The 18034-nt window shown below is 33.1% G+C and carries 18 protein-coding genes; 4 read left to right on the top strand and 14 right to left on the bottom strand.

The annotated features are described in order from the left end of the window. Positions 1 to 301, bottom strand: a 301-nt coding sequence (locus B3R94_RS04020) for a DUF4026 domain-containing protein (protein WP_291098852.1), incomplete at its 3' end; no start/stop codon positions are given. A gap of 149 nt (positions 302 to 450) precedes the next feature. Between B3R94_RS04020 and B3R94_RS04015 the strand changes: the two genes are divergently transcribed. The 3 genes from B3R94_RS04015 (at position 451) to B3R94_RS04005 (ending at position 2739) form a co-directional block, all read left to right on the top strand. After that, positions 451 to 1311: a YicC/YloC family endoribonuclease gene (locus B3R94_RS04015; protein ID WP_236688172.1), complete on the top strand. Its 861-nt coding sequence runs from the start codon at positions 451 to 453 to the stop codon at positions 1309 to 1311. Beyond that, entirely contained in the window at positions 1311 to 1877 is a 567-nt protein-coding gene (gene gmk / locus B3R94_RS04010) for a guanylate kinase (RefSeq protein ID WP_221854349.1), read from the top strand. Before B3R94_RS04015 ends, gmk begins: the two co-directional genes overlap by 1 nt. Before the next feature lie 91 nt (positions 1878 to 1968). Continuing rightward, positions 1969 to 2739 carry an alpha/beta fold hydrolase gene (locus B3R94_RS04005; RefSeq protein WP_221854348.1) on the top strand — a complete coding sequence of 257 codons (771 nt, stop codon included), beginning with the start codon at positions 1969 to 1971 and terminating at the stop codon, positions 2737 to 2739. A 27-nt stretch (positions 2740 to 2766) separates the two neighbouring features. Here B3R94_RS04005 and B3R94_RS04000 read toward each other — a convergent pair whose 3' ends face one another. The 6 genes from B3R94_RS04000 to mutS all read right to left on the bottom strand — a co-directional run bounded on the left by B3R94_RS04000 (position 2767) and on the right by mutS (position 12369). Beyond that, positions 2767 to 5265, bottom strand: coding sequence for a cation-translocating P-type ATPase (locus B3R94_RS04000; RefSeq protein WP_291098849.1), 2499 nt, complete (start codon positions 5263 to 5265; stop codon positions 2767 to 2769). A 140-nt stretch (positions 5266 to 5405) separates the two neighbouring features. After that, a complete protein-coding gene (locus B3R94_RS03995; RefSeq protein ID WP_219033619.1) occupies positions 5406 to 6170 on the bottom strand; it encodes a C40 family peptidase in 765 nt (254 codons plus the stop codon). After that, entirely contained in the window at positions 6170 to 6817 is a 648-nt protein-coding gene (locus B3R94_RS03990) for an O-methyltransferase (protein WP_219033620.1), read from the bottom strand. Before B3R94_RS03990 ends, B3R94_RS03995 begins: the two co-directional genes overlap by 1 nt. 180 nt (positions 6818 to 6997) lie before the next feature. Next, a complete protein-coding gene (gene acs, locus B3R94_RS03985) occupies positions 6998 to 8902 on the bottom strand; it encodes an acetate--CoA ligase (RefSeq protein WP_280037598.1) in 1905 nt (634 codons plus the stop codon). 97 nt (positions 8903 to 8999) lie between these two features. Beyond that, positions 9000 to 9803: a M48 family metallopeptidase gene (locus B3R94_RS03980; protein ID WP_125348750.1), complete on the bottom strand. Its 804-nt coding sequence runs from the start codon at positions 9801 to 9803 to the stop codon at positions 9000 to 9002. Positions 9804 to 9813: 10 nt separating this feature from the next. Next, the gene (mutS, locus tag B3R94_RS03975) at positions 9814 to 12369 is read right to left on the bottom strand and encodes a DNA mismatch repair protein MutS (protein WP_291098846.1); all 2556 of its coding nucleotides are present in this window, start codon (positions 12367 to 12369) and stop codon (positions 9814 to 9816) included. Positions 12370 to 12449: 80 nt separating this feature from the next. Between mutS and B3R94_RS03970 the strand changes: the two genes are divergently transcribed. Next, the gene (locus tag B3R94_RS03970; RefSeq protein WP_038332036.1) at positions 12450 to 12980 is read left to right on the top strand and encodes an RNA methyltransferase; all 531 of its coding nucleotides are present in this window, start codon (positions 12450 to 12452) and stop codon (positions 12978 to 12980) included. A 61-nt stretch (positions 12981 to 13041) separates the two neighbouring features. On the opposite strand, the gene B3R94_RS03965 is transcribed toward B3R94_RS03970, so the two are convergent. The 7 genes from B3R94_RS03965 to B3R94_RS03935 form a co-directional block, all read right to left on the bottom strand. Beyond that, positions 13042 to 13494 (bottom strand): GNAT family N-acetyltransferase, encoded by a 453-nt coding sequence (locus B3R94_RS03965; protein WP_115001464.1) that lies wholly within the window; start codon positions 13492 to 13494, stop codon positions 13042 to 13044. A gap of 207 nt (positions 13495 to 13701) precedes the next feature. Continuing rightward, positions 13702 to 15069: a deoxyguanosinetriphosphate triphosphohydrolase gene (locus B3R94_RS03960; RefSeq protein ID WP_286494676.1), complete on the bottom strand. Its 1368-nt coding sequence runs from the start codon at positions 15067 to 15069 to the stop codon at positions 13702 to 13704. Positions 15070 to 15148: 79 nt separating this feature from the next. Next, positions 15149 to 15481, bottom strand: a complete 333-nt coding sequence (locus B3R94_RS03955; RefSeq protein ID WP_221854340.1) for a hypothetical protein — start codon at positions 15479 to 15481, stop codon at positions 15149 to 15151. 17 nt (positions 15482 to 15498) lie between these two features. Continuing rightward, positions 15499 to 16311, bottom strand: coding sequence for a TPM domain-containing protein (locus B3R94_RS03950; RefSeq protein WP_280036030.1), 813 nt, complete (start codon positions 16309 to 16311; stop codon positions 15499 to 15501). Then, complete coding sequence (locus B3R94_RS03945; RefSeq protein ID WP_291066886.1) at positions 16292 to 16732, bottom strand: TPM domain-containing protein; 441 nt, start codon at positions 16730 to 16732, stop codon at positions 16292 to 16294. The genes B3R94_RS03950 and B3R94_RS03945 overlap by 20 nt, the downstream gene beginning before the upstream one ends. 5 nt (positions 16733 to 16737) lie before the next feature. Next, positions 16738 to 17340, bottom strand: coding sequence for a LemA family protein (locus tag B3R94_RS03940; RefSeq protein WP_180904995.1), 603 nt, complete (start codon positions 17338 to 17340; stop codon positions 16738 to 16740). A gap of 114 nt (positions 17341 to 17454) precedes the next feature. Then, complete coding sequence (locus B3R94_RS03935) at positions 17455 to 17922, bottom strand: ABC transporter ATPase (RefSeq protein WP_125348739.1); 468 nt, start codon at positions 17920 to 17922, stop codon at positions 17455 to 17457. Between the last annotated feature and the right edge of the window lie 112 nt (positions 17923 to 18034).

The following is an 18034-nucleotide window of genomic DNA, read 5'->3' as shown; positions in this document are numbered from 1 at the left end:
TTTTGTCATAGAAATCAGAATAATCGTTACTTCTCGCATCCACAACATACAAATTCACATCAAATTCTTCCTCCAAATAAGACACTACAAGTTGATATTCTTGCTTTACCGCTCCATTTTCGTCTTTATCAATCTCGATAAGATCAAAATTAATTAATTGAAAATAATCGGTTGATTTTAGACTTTTTTCAATTGATTCTCTTGAAAATACAAAATCTTTCGACGAAGGAAAAATTCCCATTGTAGAAGGTAAACTCAATCCATCCTCTGCAATTCCTTTGTACAATTCTTGATTTGTCATAGTTATTTTTAGTTTGTTTTTTGTTAAAGATAAATGTTTTAAGTTCATCAAAATTTTAGCAAAATGTTAAACTTTAAAATGATTAAAGATGATAATTCAGTTCGCATTACGTTAATTTATTGTAATTTTGTTCGCATAATTTTACAATTATGATAGCATCTATGACAGGTTACGGTAAATCCGTATTGGAATTACCTGAGAAAAAAGTAACGATAGAAATCCGTTCTTTAAACAGTAAAACACTAGATTTAAACACGAGAATTCCTTCTTTTTATCGTGAAAAAGAATTAGAAATCAGAAACCTTATTTCAGAAAAAGTTCAACGTGGAAAAGTTGATTTTTCGATGTTAGTAGAGTTAAATCCTGCTGCAAGAAATCAAAATATAAATGCTGAATTAATCAAAAGTTATATGGCAGAATTTAAATCAATCACACCAAATGTGACTGATGGTGAATTATTGCCTGTAGTAATGCGCCTTCCAGACGTTATTTCGTACACGCAAGACGATTTGAGTGAAGACGAATGGAATCAAATTCGCGCAACAATTATTGATGCGATCGACGCATTAAATCAATTTAGATTAGATGAAGGAAAAGTTTTAGAGAAATATTTGACTTTAAACTTGAATAACATTCTTGAGCTTTTAACACAAGTTGTCCCTTTTGAAAAAGAACGAATTGAAACTATAAAAGAACGTTTCAATAAACGTTTAGAAGAATTAAAAGTTGATGTTGATCAAAATCGTTTCGAACAAGAATTAATTTTCTATTTGGAGAAATTTGATATCACAGAAGAAAAAGTTCGTCTAAAAAACCATTGCGAATATTTCTTAAAAGAATTAGCTGGAACTGAATCAAATGGAAAAAAACTAGGATTTATTTCGCAAGAAATTGGTCGTGAAATCAATACATTAGGTTCTAAATCAAATCATTCTGAAATGCAAAAAATTGTTGTTCAGATGAAAGATGAATTAGAAAAAATTAAAGAACAATCGTTAAACATTTTATAATGAAAAAAGGAAAATTAATCGTCTTTTCGGCTCCATCAGGCGCAGGAAAAACAACTTTGGTTCGTTACGCTTTAGAACAATTGGAGAATATCAAATTTTCTATTTCTTGTACAACTAGAGATAAACGCGAAGGTGAAACTCACGGAGAAGACTATTATTTCTTAACACCAGAAGAATTTAAGGCAAAAATTGCAAACGACGAATTCGTAGAGCACGAAGAAGTTTACCGCGATAATTTTTACGGAACTTTAAAATCGGAAGTTGATCGCATTACATCTGAAGGAAATTCTGTAATTTTTGATATTGATGTTATTGGTGCATTGAATATCAAAAAATTGTACGGAGATCAATGTTTAACAGTATTTGTAAATCCTCCATCTTTGGAAATATTGAAAGAACGTTTAATTTCTCGCAACACAGAAAGCGAAGATAAATTGAAACAACGTATTGATAAAGCAGGAATTGAAATGGAAAAAGCTAAAGAGTTTGATATCATTTTATTGAACGACGATTTAGAAACTGCAAAAGCAAAAACCTTAGAAATTATTACAGATTTTATTAAATAATAATTTTTAATCATCATGATATAAATGCCTCGAATAAATAAAATCGAGGCATTTTTGTTATCTTTAGCTTTCGAAAAAATCACTACATAAAATGGAAATAGAAAATAGTTTAGAAATCAACAACGCCAATATTCATTATGTTCACCACGAAATAAATCCAGAAAATCCAACACTTATTTTTTTACACGATTCCTTAGGTTGCACCCAACTTTGGAGAGATTTCCCAAAAGAAGTTGCCGAAAAAACAAATTGTAATTTATTCATCTACGATAGAAAAGGTTATGGAAAATCGTCGCCTTTTACCATTGATCGTCGCGAATTGACTTACATGCATGATGAAGCAGATTTTCTAAATGATTTGGTTCAATATTTCAACTTCAAAGACATTATTTTATTTGGACATAGCGATGGCGGATCGATTGCGTTACTTTATGCTTCGAAATATCATCAAAATTTAAAAGGAATTGTTGTAGTTGGTTCGCACATTATTGTAGAAGAAATTTCTTTACAAGGAATCAGAGATGCAAAAATTGCATATGCAGAAACTAATTTGAAAGAACGTTTGACAAAATATCATGGCGATAAAACGCAGAAAGTTTTTGAGATGTGGACAGAAACTTGGTTACGCCCAGATTTTATTGATTTTGATATTCGAAAAGAATTGCAAAACATCGAATGTCCAACTTTGGTTATTCAAGGAATTGATGATGAATATGGTTCGATTGAGCAAGTAAATGGAATTATCAACAATGTAAAAGGAAGAAAAGAAAGTTATCTTGTTCCTGATGCAAAACATACACCTTACAAAGAGAATAGAACGCCAACTTTGGCTAAAACAGTTGAGTTTATTGATTCGTTATAACGAATCAATAAACCTAAATATCTCTATTTATTCAACTTTTCTTCTACGTTTTATCCATTTATACACTTCGAACCAAAGTACAGAAAGCATTGCTACAAGCATCGCGATTCCTAATTCATTTAGATTTAATGAAGTTACTTTAAAAAACAATGAAATTGGTTGTATATACAATATGGCAAAAAGTATTACTAATGTCAAAACTGTGACATAGACCATTAAGTTATTTTTGTTTCGGAAACTTGACAATAAACTATAATAAAATGAGCGATTGGTTAAACTCAACCAAACATTCGAGAAAATTAACGTTGTAAAAACCATTGCACGTGTTTTCTCTTCATTTCCTCCAAGTTGATAAGTATATTGATATACAAACAATAATCCTAATGTAATTATAATTCCTTGAATAATACTTGTTGAAAGTTCTTTCCAATTCAGAAAAGTTTCCGTCATAGGACGAGGTTTTTCGTTCATAGAATTTTTCTCTAAAGGCTCGTTTTCATACACAATAGAACAGGTTGGTCCCATTACCAATTCTAAGAAAATAACATGAACCGGTGTGAAAATTTGCGGAAAAGCCCAACCTAAAAACAACGGCAATGAAACAATTAATATAATTGGAATATGAATCGAGATAATGTATTGAACAGCTTTTTTAAGATTCGTATAAATGCGTCTTCCAGCAGCTATTCCGATAACTAATTTTCCTAAATCATCATTTGTTAAAATTAATTGCGCAGCTTGTTTGGCTATTTCAGTTCCTTTTTCGCCCATTGCAACACCAATGTGTGCGGCTTTCAATGCTGGTCCATCGTTTACTCCGTCGCCCAACATTGCAACTACTTCTCCATCCTCTTTCAAAGCTTTCACGACGGCTAATTTTGCTTCGGGAAACATTCGTGCAAATAAGACTTTTTCGTCGGCTGCTTTTAATAATTCTTTTTCAGAAAGTTGTGTAATTTCACTTCCTGTAATACTATCTTCAGCATGAATAATTCCTGCCTGATTCGCAATACTCATCGTAGTTTCGGCATTATCGCCTGTAATTACTTTTACTTTTATTCCGGCATTATATATTTTCTCGAAAACCTCATTTATTTCCTTTTTAGGCGGATCATAAAAGACAACAAAACCTAACAATTCAAAAGGTAAATCTTGTTGTTGTTTTGGAAAATCGTTTGAATTAAAAGTAGATTTTGCAACACCCAAAAGTCGGAAACCTTTTGTTCCAAAATCGCGAATAACGTTTCGTAAATGATCTTTTTGTTGATCAGAAAGATTCGAAACTTGTAAAATAGCTTCTGGAGCACCTTTTGCCGCAATTATTCGTTGATTATCTTTATTTTTAAAACAATGCGTCATCATCGGAGGTTTTCCAGATAAAGGATATTCGAAAAACATTTGATATTGATTGCGCTCATCAACCTGTGTTTGTTCGTAAACTCGGTGCAACGTTTTTTCCATTGGATCGAATGGAACAGGTTCACTACTCCACATCGCATATTGTATAATCTCAGAAATTTCAACATCATTGAATTGATTTTCATCAAAAACCGTACACATTTTTGCATCATAAATTGCATTCAATTTCATCGAATTTTCGGTAATTGTGCCTGTTTTATCACTACAAATAACAGTTGTGCTTCCTAAAGTTTCGACAACACTACTCTTTTTTACAATAATTCCTTCGCGTAATAATTTCCATGAACCCAATGCCATAAATGTAGTAAATGCAACTGGTATTTCTTCGGGTAAAATAGACATTGCCAAAGTCAAACCGTTTAATAAACTACTTACAATGTCATTTGTTTGAAAATAATTGAATCCGCAAACCATTGCAAAAACAATAATTCCAATGATTGCCATTCCTTTCACAAATTTTTCTATCTGCAATTGCAAAGGCGATTTTTCTTCTTTTATAGATAAAATTGACGTTCCTATTTTTCCCAACTTCGTTTCTGCTCCAATGGCTGTCACTTCAAAAATAGCCAAACCAGAAACTGTCAAAGTTCCACTGTAAATTTCTGGATGATCTATATCTTTAAAAACTGACATACTTTCGCCTGTTAAAGCCGATTCATTCACCGAAAAATCATTACTATGAACAATATTTCCATCCGCATTAATCATTTTTCCTTCTTCCGTAATACACAAATCACCAATTGTAATTTCGTGTGTTGGAATCTCAACTAATTGTCCATTACGAATAACTGAACTCAAAGGTTCGTTCAACTTTTCTAACTCTTGCAGAGCTTTTTGATTACGAGAATCTTGGTAAAATGAAATTCCTGTCACAGCAACAATAGCCACAAACATAAATGCAGCTTCACCCAAATCACCAACCAACACATAAATAATTGATACAGCAATCAAAATTAGCGTCATTGGTTCTTTTATAATATCAAATAATAAACTATACCAAGCAGAATTACGTTCACCCTCTATTGCATTATCTCCGTATTGTTGTTGAGCTTTTTTGACTTCAGAATCAGATAATCCTTTTAAATTTTCAGGAATTTTTATAGACATTATTTCAATCGATTAGTGTTTACTAAAGTTACAGCTAAATCCAATTAAAAAATAGTTTAATACTTGATTATATCCTATTTAGATTTGATTTCAATTAAAACAAAAAAATCATTTCTTTCGAAATGATTTTTGCTCTATTATTAAGGAATTAATTTTCGAATGCATCGCAGTTTATGCGAATATTTTTGAGAATCGGTATTGAAAATTCCATTTGTATCGATTGGGTCAATGCGAACTTTTCCGTGTGCATGCAAAATCTTACCATTGCCACACATAATTCCGACATGAATAATTAGACCTTCTGCATTATCAAAAAAAGCTAAATCGCCTGGTTCTGCTTCTTCTACAAAACTCAAAACTTCACCCATTTCCGCTTGTTGATAAGCATCTCTCGGAATTTTGTAACCTCCTATTTTGTACACTTGTTGCGTTAAACCAGAACAATCAATTCCAAAAGAAGATTTTCCTCCCCACAAATAAGGCACATTTAGATAGGCTTTTGCAATTTCTACCAATTGATCTTTTGATTTTTTACCAGACGTATATACCCCAAAATATTCAAAACATTTTGGACCAATTTTGATTTTACTTTCATTCAAAGTACGAACCTCAGCTCCAATTGTCAACGTCATTGGCAAGCCATTTTCCATCGCATGATTATACGGATTAATTGCAAATTTCTCGATCGAATCTTTATTATATTCTTCTTCCGAAATTTCTACAATTTGTTTTGGATCTAGCCAACCTTCGTAACCATCAAAAGCTAACTGAACTTTAGTCCATTTTTCTAATTCTTCTAAAATAATCAACTTTTCTCCAAACAAAACCTGACTCACCATTTCTGATGAATCTCTTGCTTCGTAGCGCAATGGCGCAACACTTACTTGACAAATGGCGTACTTCATTATTTTTTTCGAATTAACGTAATTCCATCACGAATTGGTAAAATGATCGATTCGACACGTTCATCTTTCGTTACCATCTCATTAAATTCTTTCAAGATTTTTGTCGAAGGATCTTTTTTATCTTCCTCCTCCATCATCACTTTTCCGTACCACAACACATTGTCAACTAACATTGCTCCTCCGGGACGAAGAAGTTCCAAAACCTTCTCGAAATAATAAGGGTAACTCTCTTTATCGGCATCAATAAAAGCTAAATCTACAGAATCTTTTTCAATTGTGTTCAATTCTTCACGCGCATCATTGATTCTGAAATCAATTTTTGAGGCAAATTCTGATTCATCAAAATACTTTCTGCAAAGATATTCTAACTCATCATTTTTATCTATCGTTATGATTTTTCCATCAGTAGTTAAACCTTCTGCCAAACACAATGTTGCGTAACCTGTAAAAGTTCCTAACTCTAAAATAGTTTTTGGAGCTAAAATCTTTGACAAAATGCTTAACAAACGACCTTGATATTCGCCCGAAATCATGTGGGGCTGCGTTGTACATTGATAGGTTTCAACACGTAATCGGCTCAAGATTTCAGGTTCTTGATCCACATGATGATCTAAATACGATTCTAAAACTGGTGAAATTTTTATCATACCTTTAAAAAGTCAACAAAATTACAAAAAATGCATTGAATATCGGCTATATAAAGGAAATTTAGAAGAGAAAATTTATCCAAAATAATCAAACCAAAAAAGCATTACTTTTTGGGTAATGCTTTTTGTTTTGAAAATTATTCTGATAAACTTAGGCTAAATCTTAACCTCAGCCTTACTTTAAATTTTTCCTTTCTGAATAACAGTTACAACATCTGGATCTAATAATGTTGAAGTATCGCCAAAATCAGTTTCGTTACCTGCAATTTTTCTCAAAATACGACGCATAATTTTTCCGCTTCGCGTTTTTGGTAAACCTGAAACAAACTGTATTTTATCTGGTTTTGCAATTGCTCCAATTAATTTAGAAACTCCATTTTTTATTTCTGCTTCAAGTTCTGGTGAACCTTGTACTCCATCTTGTAAAATCACGAAAGCATATAATGCATTTCCTTTGATATCATGAGGATAGCCAACAACTGCGCTTTCCGCTACAGCTTCGTGTTCATTTATCGCATTTTCTATTGGCGCAGTTCCTAAATTATGTCCAGAAACAATCACCACATCATCTACACGTCCTGTAATTCGATAATTTTCCATTACATCACGATACGCTCCATCTCCTGTAAAATAATAGCCCGGAAATGTTGAAAAATAAGTTTCTACATAGCGTTTATGATCATCATAAATAGTACGAGCCATAGATGGCCAAGGAAATTTAATTGCTAAACGTCCTTCTGCTTTTTCATTTACTGCTTCTACTTCTTTTCCTTGTTCATCCATTAAAACTGGCTGAATTCCAGGAAGCGGTAATGTTGCAAACGTTGGACGAAGCGGCGTAATTCCTGCTAATGGCGAAATCAAAATAGATCCTGTTTCTGTTTGCCACCATGTATCCACAATTGGACAATTTCCTTTTCCAATATAATCATTAAACCAGTGCCAAGCTTCTTCGTTAATTGGTTCACCAACTGATCCTAAAACTTTAAGACTTGATAAATCATATTTCTCGACATAATCTAACGATTCACGAGCTAACGAACGAATTGCTGTTGGAGCTGTATAGAAATGTGTCACTTTTAATTTTTCGACAATTTCCCAAAAACGTCCAAAATCTGGAAAACTTGGAATTCCTTCGAACATTACCGAAGTTGCTCCACAAGCCAAAGGTCCATAAATAATGTAACTATGTCCTGTAATCCAACCGATATCTGCTGTACACCAATAAATATCGTTGTGTTCCATTTGGAAAATATTATCGAACGAATAAGCCGTTTCCACCATATATCCACCACATGTATGCACCATTCCTTTTGGTTTTCCCGTAGAACCAGAAGTATACAAGATAAACAAAGGATCTTCAGCATCCATAATTTCCGCAGGACAATTATCGTCTACTTTATGCATTTCATCAATCCAAAATTTATCACGTCCACCAACCATAGAAGTAGGCTCGATAGCACGACGATAAACGATACACGACTGAATAGAAGCACAATCTTTTAAGGCTTCATCACAAATTGCTTTTAAGTTAATTGATTTCGTTCCACGAAAAACTTCGTTTGCTGTCACCAAAACCTTACATTGCGCATCGTTGATACGAGAAGCTATAGCAGCAGAAGAAAATCCTGCAAAAACAATAGAATGTACCGCGCCAATACGAGCACAAGCTAACATCGCGATGGCTAATTCTGGAATCATTGGCATATAAATACACACACGATCTCCTTTTTGTACGCCATTATTTTTTAAGACATTCGCAAATTGGCAAACTTTTGAATGCAATTGACGATATGTAATAATTCGAGATTCTTCTAAAGGATTATTTGGTTCCCAAATTAAAGCTGTTTTGTTTCCATTTTTTTCCAAATGACGATCCAAAACATTTTCGGTAATATTTAGTTGTCCACCTTGAAACCATTTAAAATCTGCTTGTTCAAAATTATATTCAAGTGTTTTGTCCCATTTCTTTTGCCAAACGAAGTTTCCAGCAATTTTATCCCAAAATTTTTCAGGCTCCTCGACACTTTTTTTATACGCTTTCTTATATTCAGAAAACGAATTGATTCTAAAATTGTTAATCATTTTAATTTTAATTGTGGTTTTGAATACTAAATATAAAAAAAGCGAATCAATTTATCAAATTAACTCGCCTATATTTTACAAATGAATAAAAACTATTCTATTTTTCTTTATACGGACTTGCATTGTAATATGCTAAAGCAGTTGGTAAGGCTTCCTTTATTTTAGCCATACGCGTCGCATCCGAAGGGTGAGTACTCAAGAATTCTGAAACTCCTGCATTTCCACTTTTCGCCGCCATACGTTCCCAAAAAGGAATTGCTTGAGAAGGATCATAACCCGCCATCGCCATTAAATACAATCCTGTAACATCAGCATCTAATTCCATTTTACGAGAATAGTTTAGTAAACCAACTTGTGCACCTACAGGATATAATTGTTCAAAAACTTTTGCATATTCTGCATTTCCAATGGATCCACCAACTATTTGTCCTAAACCTTGTGCGGCCATTTGCTGAGAAGCTTGCTCCGCACTATGACCAGCCAAAGCGTGACCAATTTCGTGACCTAAAACAACAGCCAATCCAGTTGCATCTTTGGTAACAGGTAAAATACCTGAATAAACCGCAACTTTACCTCCAGGCATACACCATGCATTTACTTCGTTTGCATTTAACAACGTAAATTGCCATTGATAACCTTGTAATTGAGAAGATATTCCCTTTTCTTGATAATATTTTTCAGCGGCATATTTTAAACGTTCCCCTACTGTTTGCACCATTTTAGCATCGGCAGTACCTGTAATTACTTTCCCTTGTTTAAGAATTTGAGAATATTGATTGTAAGCTGTCGGAAATAAATCTGCATTAGAAACTAATGACAACGATTTACGTCCGGTAACAGGGTTTGTAGCACAAGAAGCTAAGACTAAAGCTCCTGCTACGGTTAAAATTATTTTCTTCATATTTTTAAGTTTATTTACCAAGTTTCTTTTTGATTTCGTTCAATTTCATCAATGCTTCAACAGGTGTTAATGTATTGATATCTGTGTTCATAATTTCTTCTCGAATCGATTCTAAAATAGGATCATCTAACTGAAAGAAACTTAATTGCATATTATCTTGCGTTATTTTCTCCGTTTTATTCGAGATTCCTTCATCTGTTTTCGTTGCTTCCAAAATTTTCAACACATCATTTGCTCTGTCCACCACTCGTTTTGGCATCCCAGCCATTTTAGCAACATGTATACCAAAACTGTGCTCACTTCCTCCTGGAACTAATTTTCTCAAAAATAATATTGTATCTTTTGTTTCTTTGATACTAACATTAAAGTTTTTGATACGTTCCATCGATTTTGACATTTCATTCAATTCATGATAATGCGTTGCAAACAATGTTTTTGGTTTCAAGGCACTTTGATGTAAAAATTCTGCAATTGCCCATGCAATCGAAATTCCATCGTAAGTCGAAGTTCCTCGACCAATTTCATCCAATAAAATCAAACTTCGTTCCGAAATGTTATTTAAGATACTTGCTGTCTCATTCATTTCGACCATAAATGTCGATTCACCTGATGAAATATTATCTGAAGCACCAACTCGAGTAAAAACTTTATCAATGATTCCTAAATCTGCAGCTTGAGCTGGAACAAAACTTCCCATTTGCGCCATCAAAACAATCAAAGCAGTTTGACGTAAAAGCGCCGATTTACCAGACATATTTGGTCCAGTAATCATAATAATTTGCTGATGATCCGAATTTAACTCAACATTATTCGACACATATTGTTCACTAATTGGTAATTGTTGCTCAATCACAGCATGACGACCTTCTTTTATATTTAGTTCAAAACCATCATTAAGAGAAGGTTTTGTGTAATTATTTTTCTCTGCTATTTCTGCAAAAGTTGACAAAACATCCAAAAATGCAATTGCTTTTGCCGTTTGTTGAATCGGTAAAAGTTTAGTGATAATTTCTTGTAACAATTCAATAAATAATTGATTTTCTATAGCAAGAATTTTTTCTTCTGCACCAAGAATTTGTGTTTCGTACTCTTTTAATTCTTCGGTAATATAACGCTCTGCATTCACCAAAGTTTGCTTACGAATCCATTCTTCTGGCACTTTATCTTTGTGCGTATTTCGAACTTCAATATAATAACCAAACACATTATTGAACGCAATTTTCAAAGACGAAATTCCAGTTCGTTCTGTTTCGCGTTGACACATTTGATCCAAATAATCTTTCCCAGAAAACTGAATTTTTCGTAATCGATCCAACTCTTCTGAAACACCTTCTCTAATCACATTTCCTTTTACAATTTGATGCGGAGGTTCGTCAGAAAGTGTATCAAAAATCTTTTGCGTTAAATGATCAATTGGTTCGATTCGAGAAAATAAATCTGCAACTTCTTTGATATTTGATTGTTCAGCAACTTCTTTTATTTCTTCCGAAATTTTAAGACTTTGTGCTAATTGTTGTAATTGACGAGGTGTAATTTTTCCTGTCGAAACTTTTCCAGCCAAACGTTCTAAATCGGTTAATTGACCTAATTTTTCGCGTAGATCGTAACGTAAATCTCCAAATTTGTAGAAATATTCGACAATATTTTGACGACGTTGAATTGATTTCAAATCTTTCAATACCATCACCATCCAACGATTCAATAAACGAGCACCCATCGGAGTTTTGGTATCATCTAAAACATTTAATAACGTAACACCTTTTGGATGTGGAGAATAAACCAATTCGAGATTGCGAATCGTAAATGGATCCATCCACACAAAACTATCTTGATTAAGACGCTGAATAGATGTTAGATGCTGAATTTCGAAATGATGCGTATCATCCAAATAAGCTAAAATAGCACCAGCAGAGATAATTCCATCTTTTAAATCTTCGATTCCAAAACCTTTTAAATTCTTTGTTTTGAAAAGATTGGTTAATTTATCAATTGCAAAATCATATTGAAAAGCCCAATCATCCAACAAAAATTTACTTTTGACATCAGAAAAATTATATTTGACACGTTTTTGATAAATCACTTCACTTGGACGAAACGATTGAATAATTTTTGCCACTTGATCTTCTTGTCCTTCAGAAACTAAAAATTCTCCAGTCGAAACATCTAACAAAGCTATTCCAAAAGCTTTATCACCTTGATGAACAGCCATCAAAAAGTTATTCGATTTTGACGACAAAACCTCATCTTGCAATGCAACACCAGGCGTAACCAATTCTGTAACACCTCGTTTCACGATACCTTTTACCATCTTTGGATCTTCGAGCTGATCGCAAATTGCAACACGCAAACCAGCTTTCACCAATTTCGGCAAATAAGTATTCAAACTATGATGAGGAAAACCTGCCAAAGCGCTATTATCAGAGCCATTGGCACGTTTCGTTAAAACTATATCTAAAATGCGAGAAGCTCGCACAGCATCTTCTCCAAATGTTTCGTAAAAATCTCCCACACGGAACAACAACATTGCATCAGGATATTTCGCCTTGATGGTGTTATATTGTTTCATTAGAGGAGTTTCCTTATTCTTTACTACTTTTGTCAAATTATTATAAATTTTGAACAGCTAAGTTAGTTAAAAACGAAGTGATGAGAAAACTAAAATTAGACGAATTAGGTCGCGTTTCTGCGGAAGAATATAAAGCTATTGAAAAACACCCGATTGTTGTGGTGTTGGATAATGTGAGAAGTATGCACAATGTTGGTGCAGTTTTTAGAACTTCGGATGCATTTTTAATTGATAAAATTTATTTGTGTGGAATTACAGCAACTCCACCTCATAAAGAAATTCATAAAACGGCCATTGGTGCAGAAAATTCTGTTGATTGGGAATATGTGAAAGATTCGAATGAATTGGTTGCTAAATTAAAAGAAGATGGTTATCAAATTGTAACGATTGAACAAACGGAAGGTTCTGTTTTGTTAAATGAATTTGAAGTTGACCAATCTCAGAAATATGCAATTGTGATGGGAAATGAGGTTGATGGTGTGCAACAATCAATCATTGATCAATGTGATACGTGTATCGAAATTCCACAATCAGGAACAAAACATTCGCTTAATGTTTCGGTTTGTACAGGAATTATTTTATGGAAATGGTATGAAGGATTTATGAAATAACGGAAAGCGGTAAGCAAAATAAAAAAGACTCAAATCATATGATTTGAGTCTTTTTTATTGTTTAAAAATTCACTGAAACATTAATCCATTCTGGATCAAAATCTGCGTTATATTTTTTGTAGAAATTAATTGCAGGTTCATTCCAGTCCAAAACTTGCCAAACCATTCCGTGATAATTATTTGCTTTTCCGTAAACAATTAATTCATCCAATAATAATTTACCAATTCCAGAACCGCGCATTTTTTCGGTTACGATCAAATCCTCCAAATATAATCTGCGTCCTTTCCAAGTCGAATAACGATCGTAATGCAACGCAATTCCTTCTACATTTCCGTCCACTTCTGCAACCAAAGAACCCCAAACAGGTTTATCTCCAAACCCGCATTCTTCCATTTCTTCTAAGGTTACCGTTACTTCGTCTGGTGCTTTTTCGTATAAAGCTAATTCGTGAATTAACTCTAAAATTCGAGGACAATCTTCTTTTCTTGCTTCTCGTATTGTTACATTTTTCATTATTGTGTGATGTTATTTAGTTATTCGTTATTCGAAACGTAGAATTCATTATTTTTTGTCATTCTGAATATAGCTTCAGCAAAATGAAGAATCTATAGATTCCTCCATTCGTCGGAATAACAAATTCGCTAATTTTTGATGAGATACTGAAACGAGTTCAGCATGACAATTTCTCTAAATTCGAGCTTCGTATTTCTAACTTCGTACTTAAATCGTCATTCCTATTTCGATTCCTTTGATACGACGATATAATTCTGTTGCGTAATTATCAGTCATTCCCGAAACATAATCCAAAATTCCCATTACCTTTTGATACTTTGTTCCTTTTTCGTACAAAAACTGAGCAGGAACTAAACGCAAGGCTTTTTTCTCAAACGTTTTGCGTTCTTTTTCGTCTTTTAAAATTGGAGGAATAAATTGCGAAAGCAATTCTGACATTACATTATAACCTGCATTTTCAATTTCGAGAACAGAACGATGATTATAAATATTTTCAATCGAGAAACGTTGAATTTCGTCTAAAACTCGTTTCGTTACTTGTTCCGTTTCATTTTTAATCACATCTAATAACGCCGTTTTAAATTCTCCTTTTACAATTTGATCAAAATTATTTTGGTAAACCTCAACTGATTTTTGAGTCAATAAATTAATTGATTTTGCACGTAAATACGCAATTCGATCATTTTTATCTGAAATAGATTTTAGTGTATTTTTTGTTTTATCAATTTGAGATGGATCTAAAGATTCAACTAAATTCAAGAATAATTTTCGGCATTTATCATGGTCAATAATTCCTAAACGTTGCGAATCTTCGACATCAATAATCGAATAACAAATATCGTCAGCCGCCTCTACCAACCAGACAAACGGATGTCGCTTGTAAATAATTGGCGAATCTTGTTCCAAAATCATATTTGTTTTTTCAGCAATTGTTCGGAAAGCTTCCTTTTGCGCCTGAAAAAATCCAAATTTCTTACGATGCAATTGATTTTTATCTTTTGCAACCGATTCACATGGATATTTTGCAATCGCAGCCAATGTTGAATACGTCAAACGTAAACCACCTTCCGATTTTCCGTTTTGTTGTTGTGTTAAAATTCGAATTGCATTTGCGTTTCCTTCAAAATTGATTAAATCAGCCCATTCGGCTTCAGTAAAATATTGTTTCAAATCTGTTTCATGGCGATCAAAATAAGAAGCAATTGCATCTTCGCCCGAATGTCCAAAAGCTGGATTTCCGATATCGTGACACAAACATGCCGCTGAAATAACATCGTGAATACTATATTTATAAAATTCTTGTGATTCTTTTGTTAATTTATAATTTTCGGAAATAAACTTTCCTACCAAATTTCCCATCGAGCGTCCAACAGACGAAACCTCTAACGAATGCGTCAATCGATTGTGGACAAATACACTTCCTGGCAAAGGAAAAACTTGCGTTTTGTTCTGCAAACGACGAAAGGCAGACGAAAAAATAATACGATCATAATCACGCTGATATTCTGATCTCGCATCCGACGTATCGTTTGTATTGCTGCGTTGATTGGTGTAAATATGATTGAGAAGTTCCATAAACTGATTTAGAAAACGAATTTAACGAATAATGTTCAGTCATAAAAAAATCCGAACGGTTTCGTTCGGATTTTTGGGTTTATTCGTGAAATTTTAAAAGATTTTTCATTCTTTCTGTAATATATTCATCTTGAAGAAAATTTGCTTCATTAAAGTTTAAATCAAACTTATATTGAACAGCTAACTCTTTTAGAATTTCAATTTCAGCTTTTATCTCTCCTTCAAACCAGTTGTCCCAAGCAAACAAAATTATTTTTTCATTTTTAGCTAATTTGTAAAAGTCGAAATCAATTGATTTATCAAAAATTTCATCATCATATTCACAAATAATTTTCCATTTATCTTTTACTAATTCATTAATAATTAAATAAAAAATATCAGTTTCAATATTTGTGACAATTTTAAAATTCATTAATCAAAATAGTATTTCTACCAACTACCAGATGCTCCTCCGCCTCCGAAGCTTCCGCCTCCGAAACCACCAAAGCCGCCTCCGCCACCAGATGATCCACCCCAAGAACTACCTCCTGAGCCGAAACCTCCGCCACCGAAAACAGAACTTCCTGTGTTCATAATGATAATATCATCTAACAAACTTCTTCGTCTGCCACCATTTCCTCCATTATTTCCTCCTTTACCTTTCGAAATAATAATAAAGATAAAAATGAAAAATCCTATGGCAAAAATCAATGCAAGCCAATCCATTTCTGGTTCTTGCGATTTTGGTTTGTCTTGCTTATATTTTCCTGCAAAAGCTTGAAAAATAGAATTGACTCCAGCATTTATTCCACCAGCATAATCACCTTGTTTGAAATACGGAATAATAACATTGTCAATAATCGATTTGTTGACACTTGGCGGTAAATAAATTTGAGCTCCATAACCTGTTCTAATCGTAATCTTACGATCTTGTTCACTTAAAACAATTACAACTCCATTATCTTTTCCTTGTGTACCAACTTTCCATTTTTCACCAATATCATTTGCAAACATTTCTAACGGATAACCATCTAGAGACTTCACTGTTAATACCAAAATTTGAGTAGATGTTGAATCATCATAGGCTACTAATTTTCGTTCTAATTCATCCAATTGCATTGCATCAAAAACATGTGCATAATCTTGCACAAGCTTTTTAGGCGGATGTTCCATCTTCACCAATTCATCCGGTGTCTGCCCAAAAACGGTTAAAATTGAAAGAAAAAAAGTTAGAAAAAAGTATTTAACTGTAGCTAATTTCATCTGGTAATTCGTTTGTATCATCCTCTTGATAAGGAAAATATTTTTTAAGTGCTTTGCCTGTTTTTTTTATTCCTTCACAAAGCCCTTTTACATAATGTTCTTTTTTGAAATGCTTGATGACCTCTTCTTTTATATCATCCCAAAAATCATCTGGTGTCACTTGATCAATTCCTTTATCACCAATAATTGTAAAGTTATGATCGGTTGGTGAAACATGAAACAACACACCATTTCTATCTTTGGTTTTGTGCATTTCCAATTGCTCGAAAACTTCTAAAGCTTTGTCAAAATGATTGGGAGAAGATTCGAATTCAATATGAACTCGAATTTCCCCACTTGTATTTTTCTCCGCTTTTTGGATGGCTTCGATTATTTTTTTTTCATCATTAGAGGAAAGAAATTTATGTTTCTTATTTCCCATAATGATTAGAATTCTACTTTAGGAGCATTCTCAGATCCTGCAGCAGCTTTGAAATAACCTTTTTTCGTAGCACCTGTAAAACCAGCGATTAAGCTGTTAGGGAAAGTTACAATCATGTTGTTAAATTTCTCTGCAGCATCGTTGTATTTTTTTCTTTCAAATAAAACTTCTTGTTCGATAGAAGATAATTCTGCTTGTAAAGAAGTAAAGTTTTGATTGAATTTAATATCTGGATATTTTTCAACAGAAACCAATAAGCGGCTTAATGTAGATCCTAATTGATCTTGAGCTTGTTGAAATTTCGCAATATTTGCATCTGTTAATTGACTTGGATCATCAATTTTAATTTGATTAGAAGTCGCTTTTGCACGTGCATCAATCACAGCTGTTAACGTTTCTTTTTCCATATTCGCAGCACCTTTTACCGTGTTCACTAAATTTGGAACTAAATCTGAACGTTTTTGATATGTATTTTCTACATTCGACCATTGTTTTTGCACACCTTGGTCTGTTGTTTTGATCGTATTCGAAACTCCAATTCCCCAGAAAACGATTCCTGCAAGAAGTAAAAGAATCACTCCGCCAATAAGACATCCTTTGTTTTTCATAGTATTTTTAATTTATTATTACGTAAAAATAGTGTTTTTTAAACAATATTTTATCAAAAATAAAACCGAGCTTATTTCTAAACTCGGCTTTAATATTTTTTGGATTTTAAGCGTTTAATTTAATAATGTTTTCGCCCAACTTTCTTCAATCGGTAATAACCAATTTTGCTTAAAATCATTCAAAGAAGAAATTCCATTATTGAAAACTTTTACATTTTTGATTTCTCCTTCTTTTACTTTTTGTTTGAATGTTGGTAATTTTTCGATAAAAACTTCCTGTTCATTTTCATACGAAACTAACATTCTGTTCAATAAATCGAACGAATAATCTGCATCAATTTCGCGTACGATTTTCGTTAATTTATCGATAGAACAACCACTTGCTGTCGCTTGATTTTCGTCTACACCAACTACAATAAATTGATCATAAGGTAAATCAAAATCAGCTAAAAGTTCAGCGCCATGCGCATTCCAATCCGCTATAAAAGTATTTAGTTTAGCTGTAATAGCTTGCTTTTCTTCTGTTGAGAATTTACGATTGGCTTGAAAAATCCAAATTCTTGAATCGTCTGCTAAATTCATTTTCTCTTTGTTTAAAATTTGTGTTTCAAAGATACGGAAATTTTAGATGTGGCTATCCTAACGCAAGCTCCAGAGTAAGAAAAGGCATATAATACTTATCTTACAATTATGA

The sequence above is a fragment of the Empedobacter sp. UBA7611 genome (assembly GCF_002484365.1).
GTDB classification, from domain to species: Bacteria; Bacteroidota; Bacteroidia; order Flavobacteriales; family Weeksellaceae; genus Empedobacter; species Empedobacter falsenii_B.
This window is presented reverse-complemented; position numbering and strand designations above follow the sequence as displayed.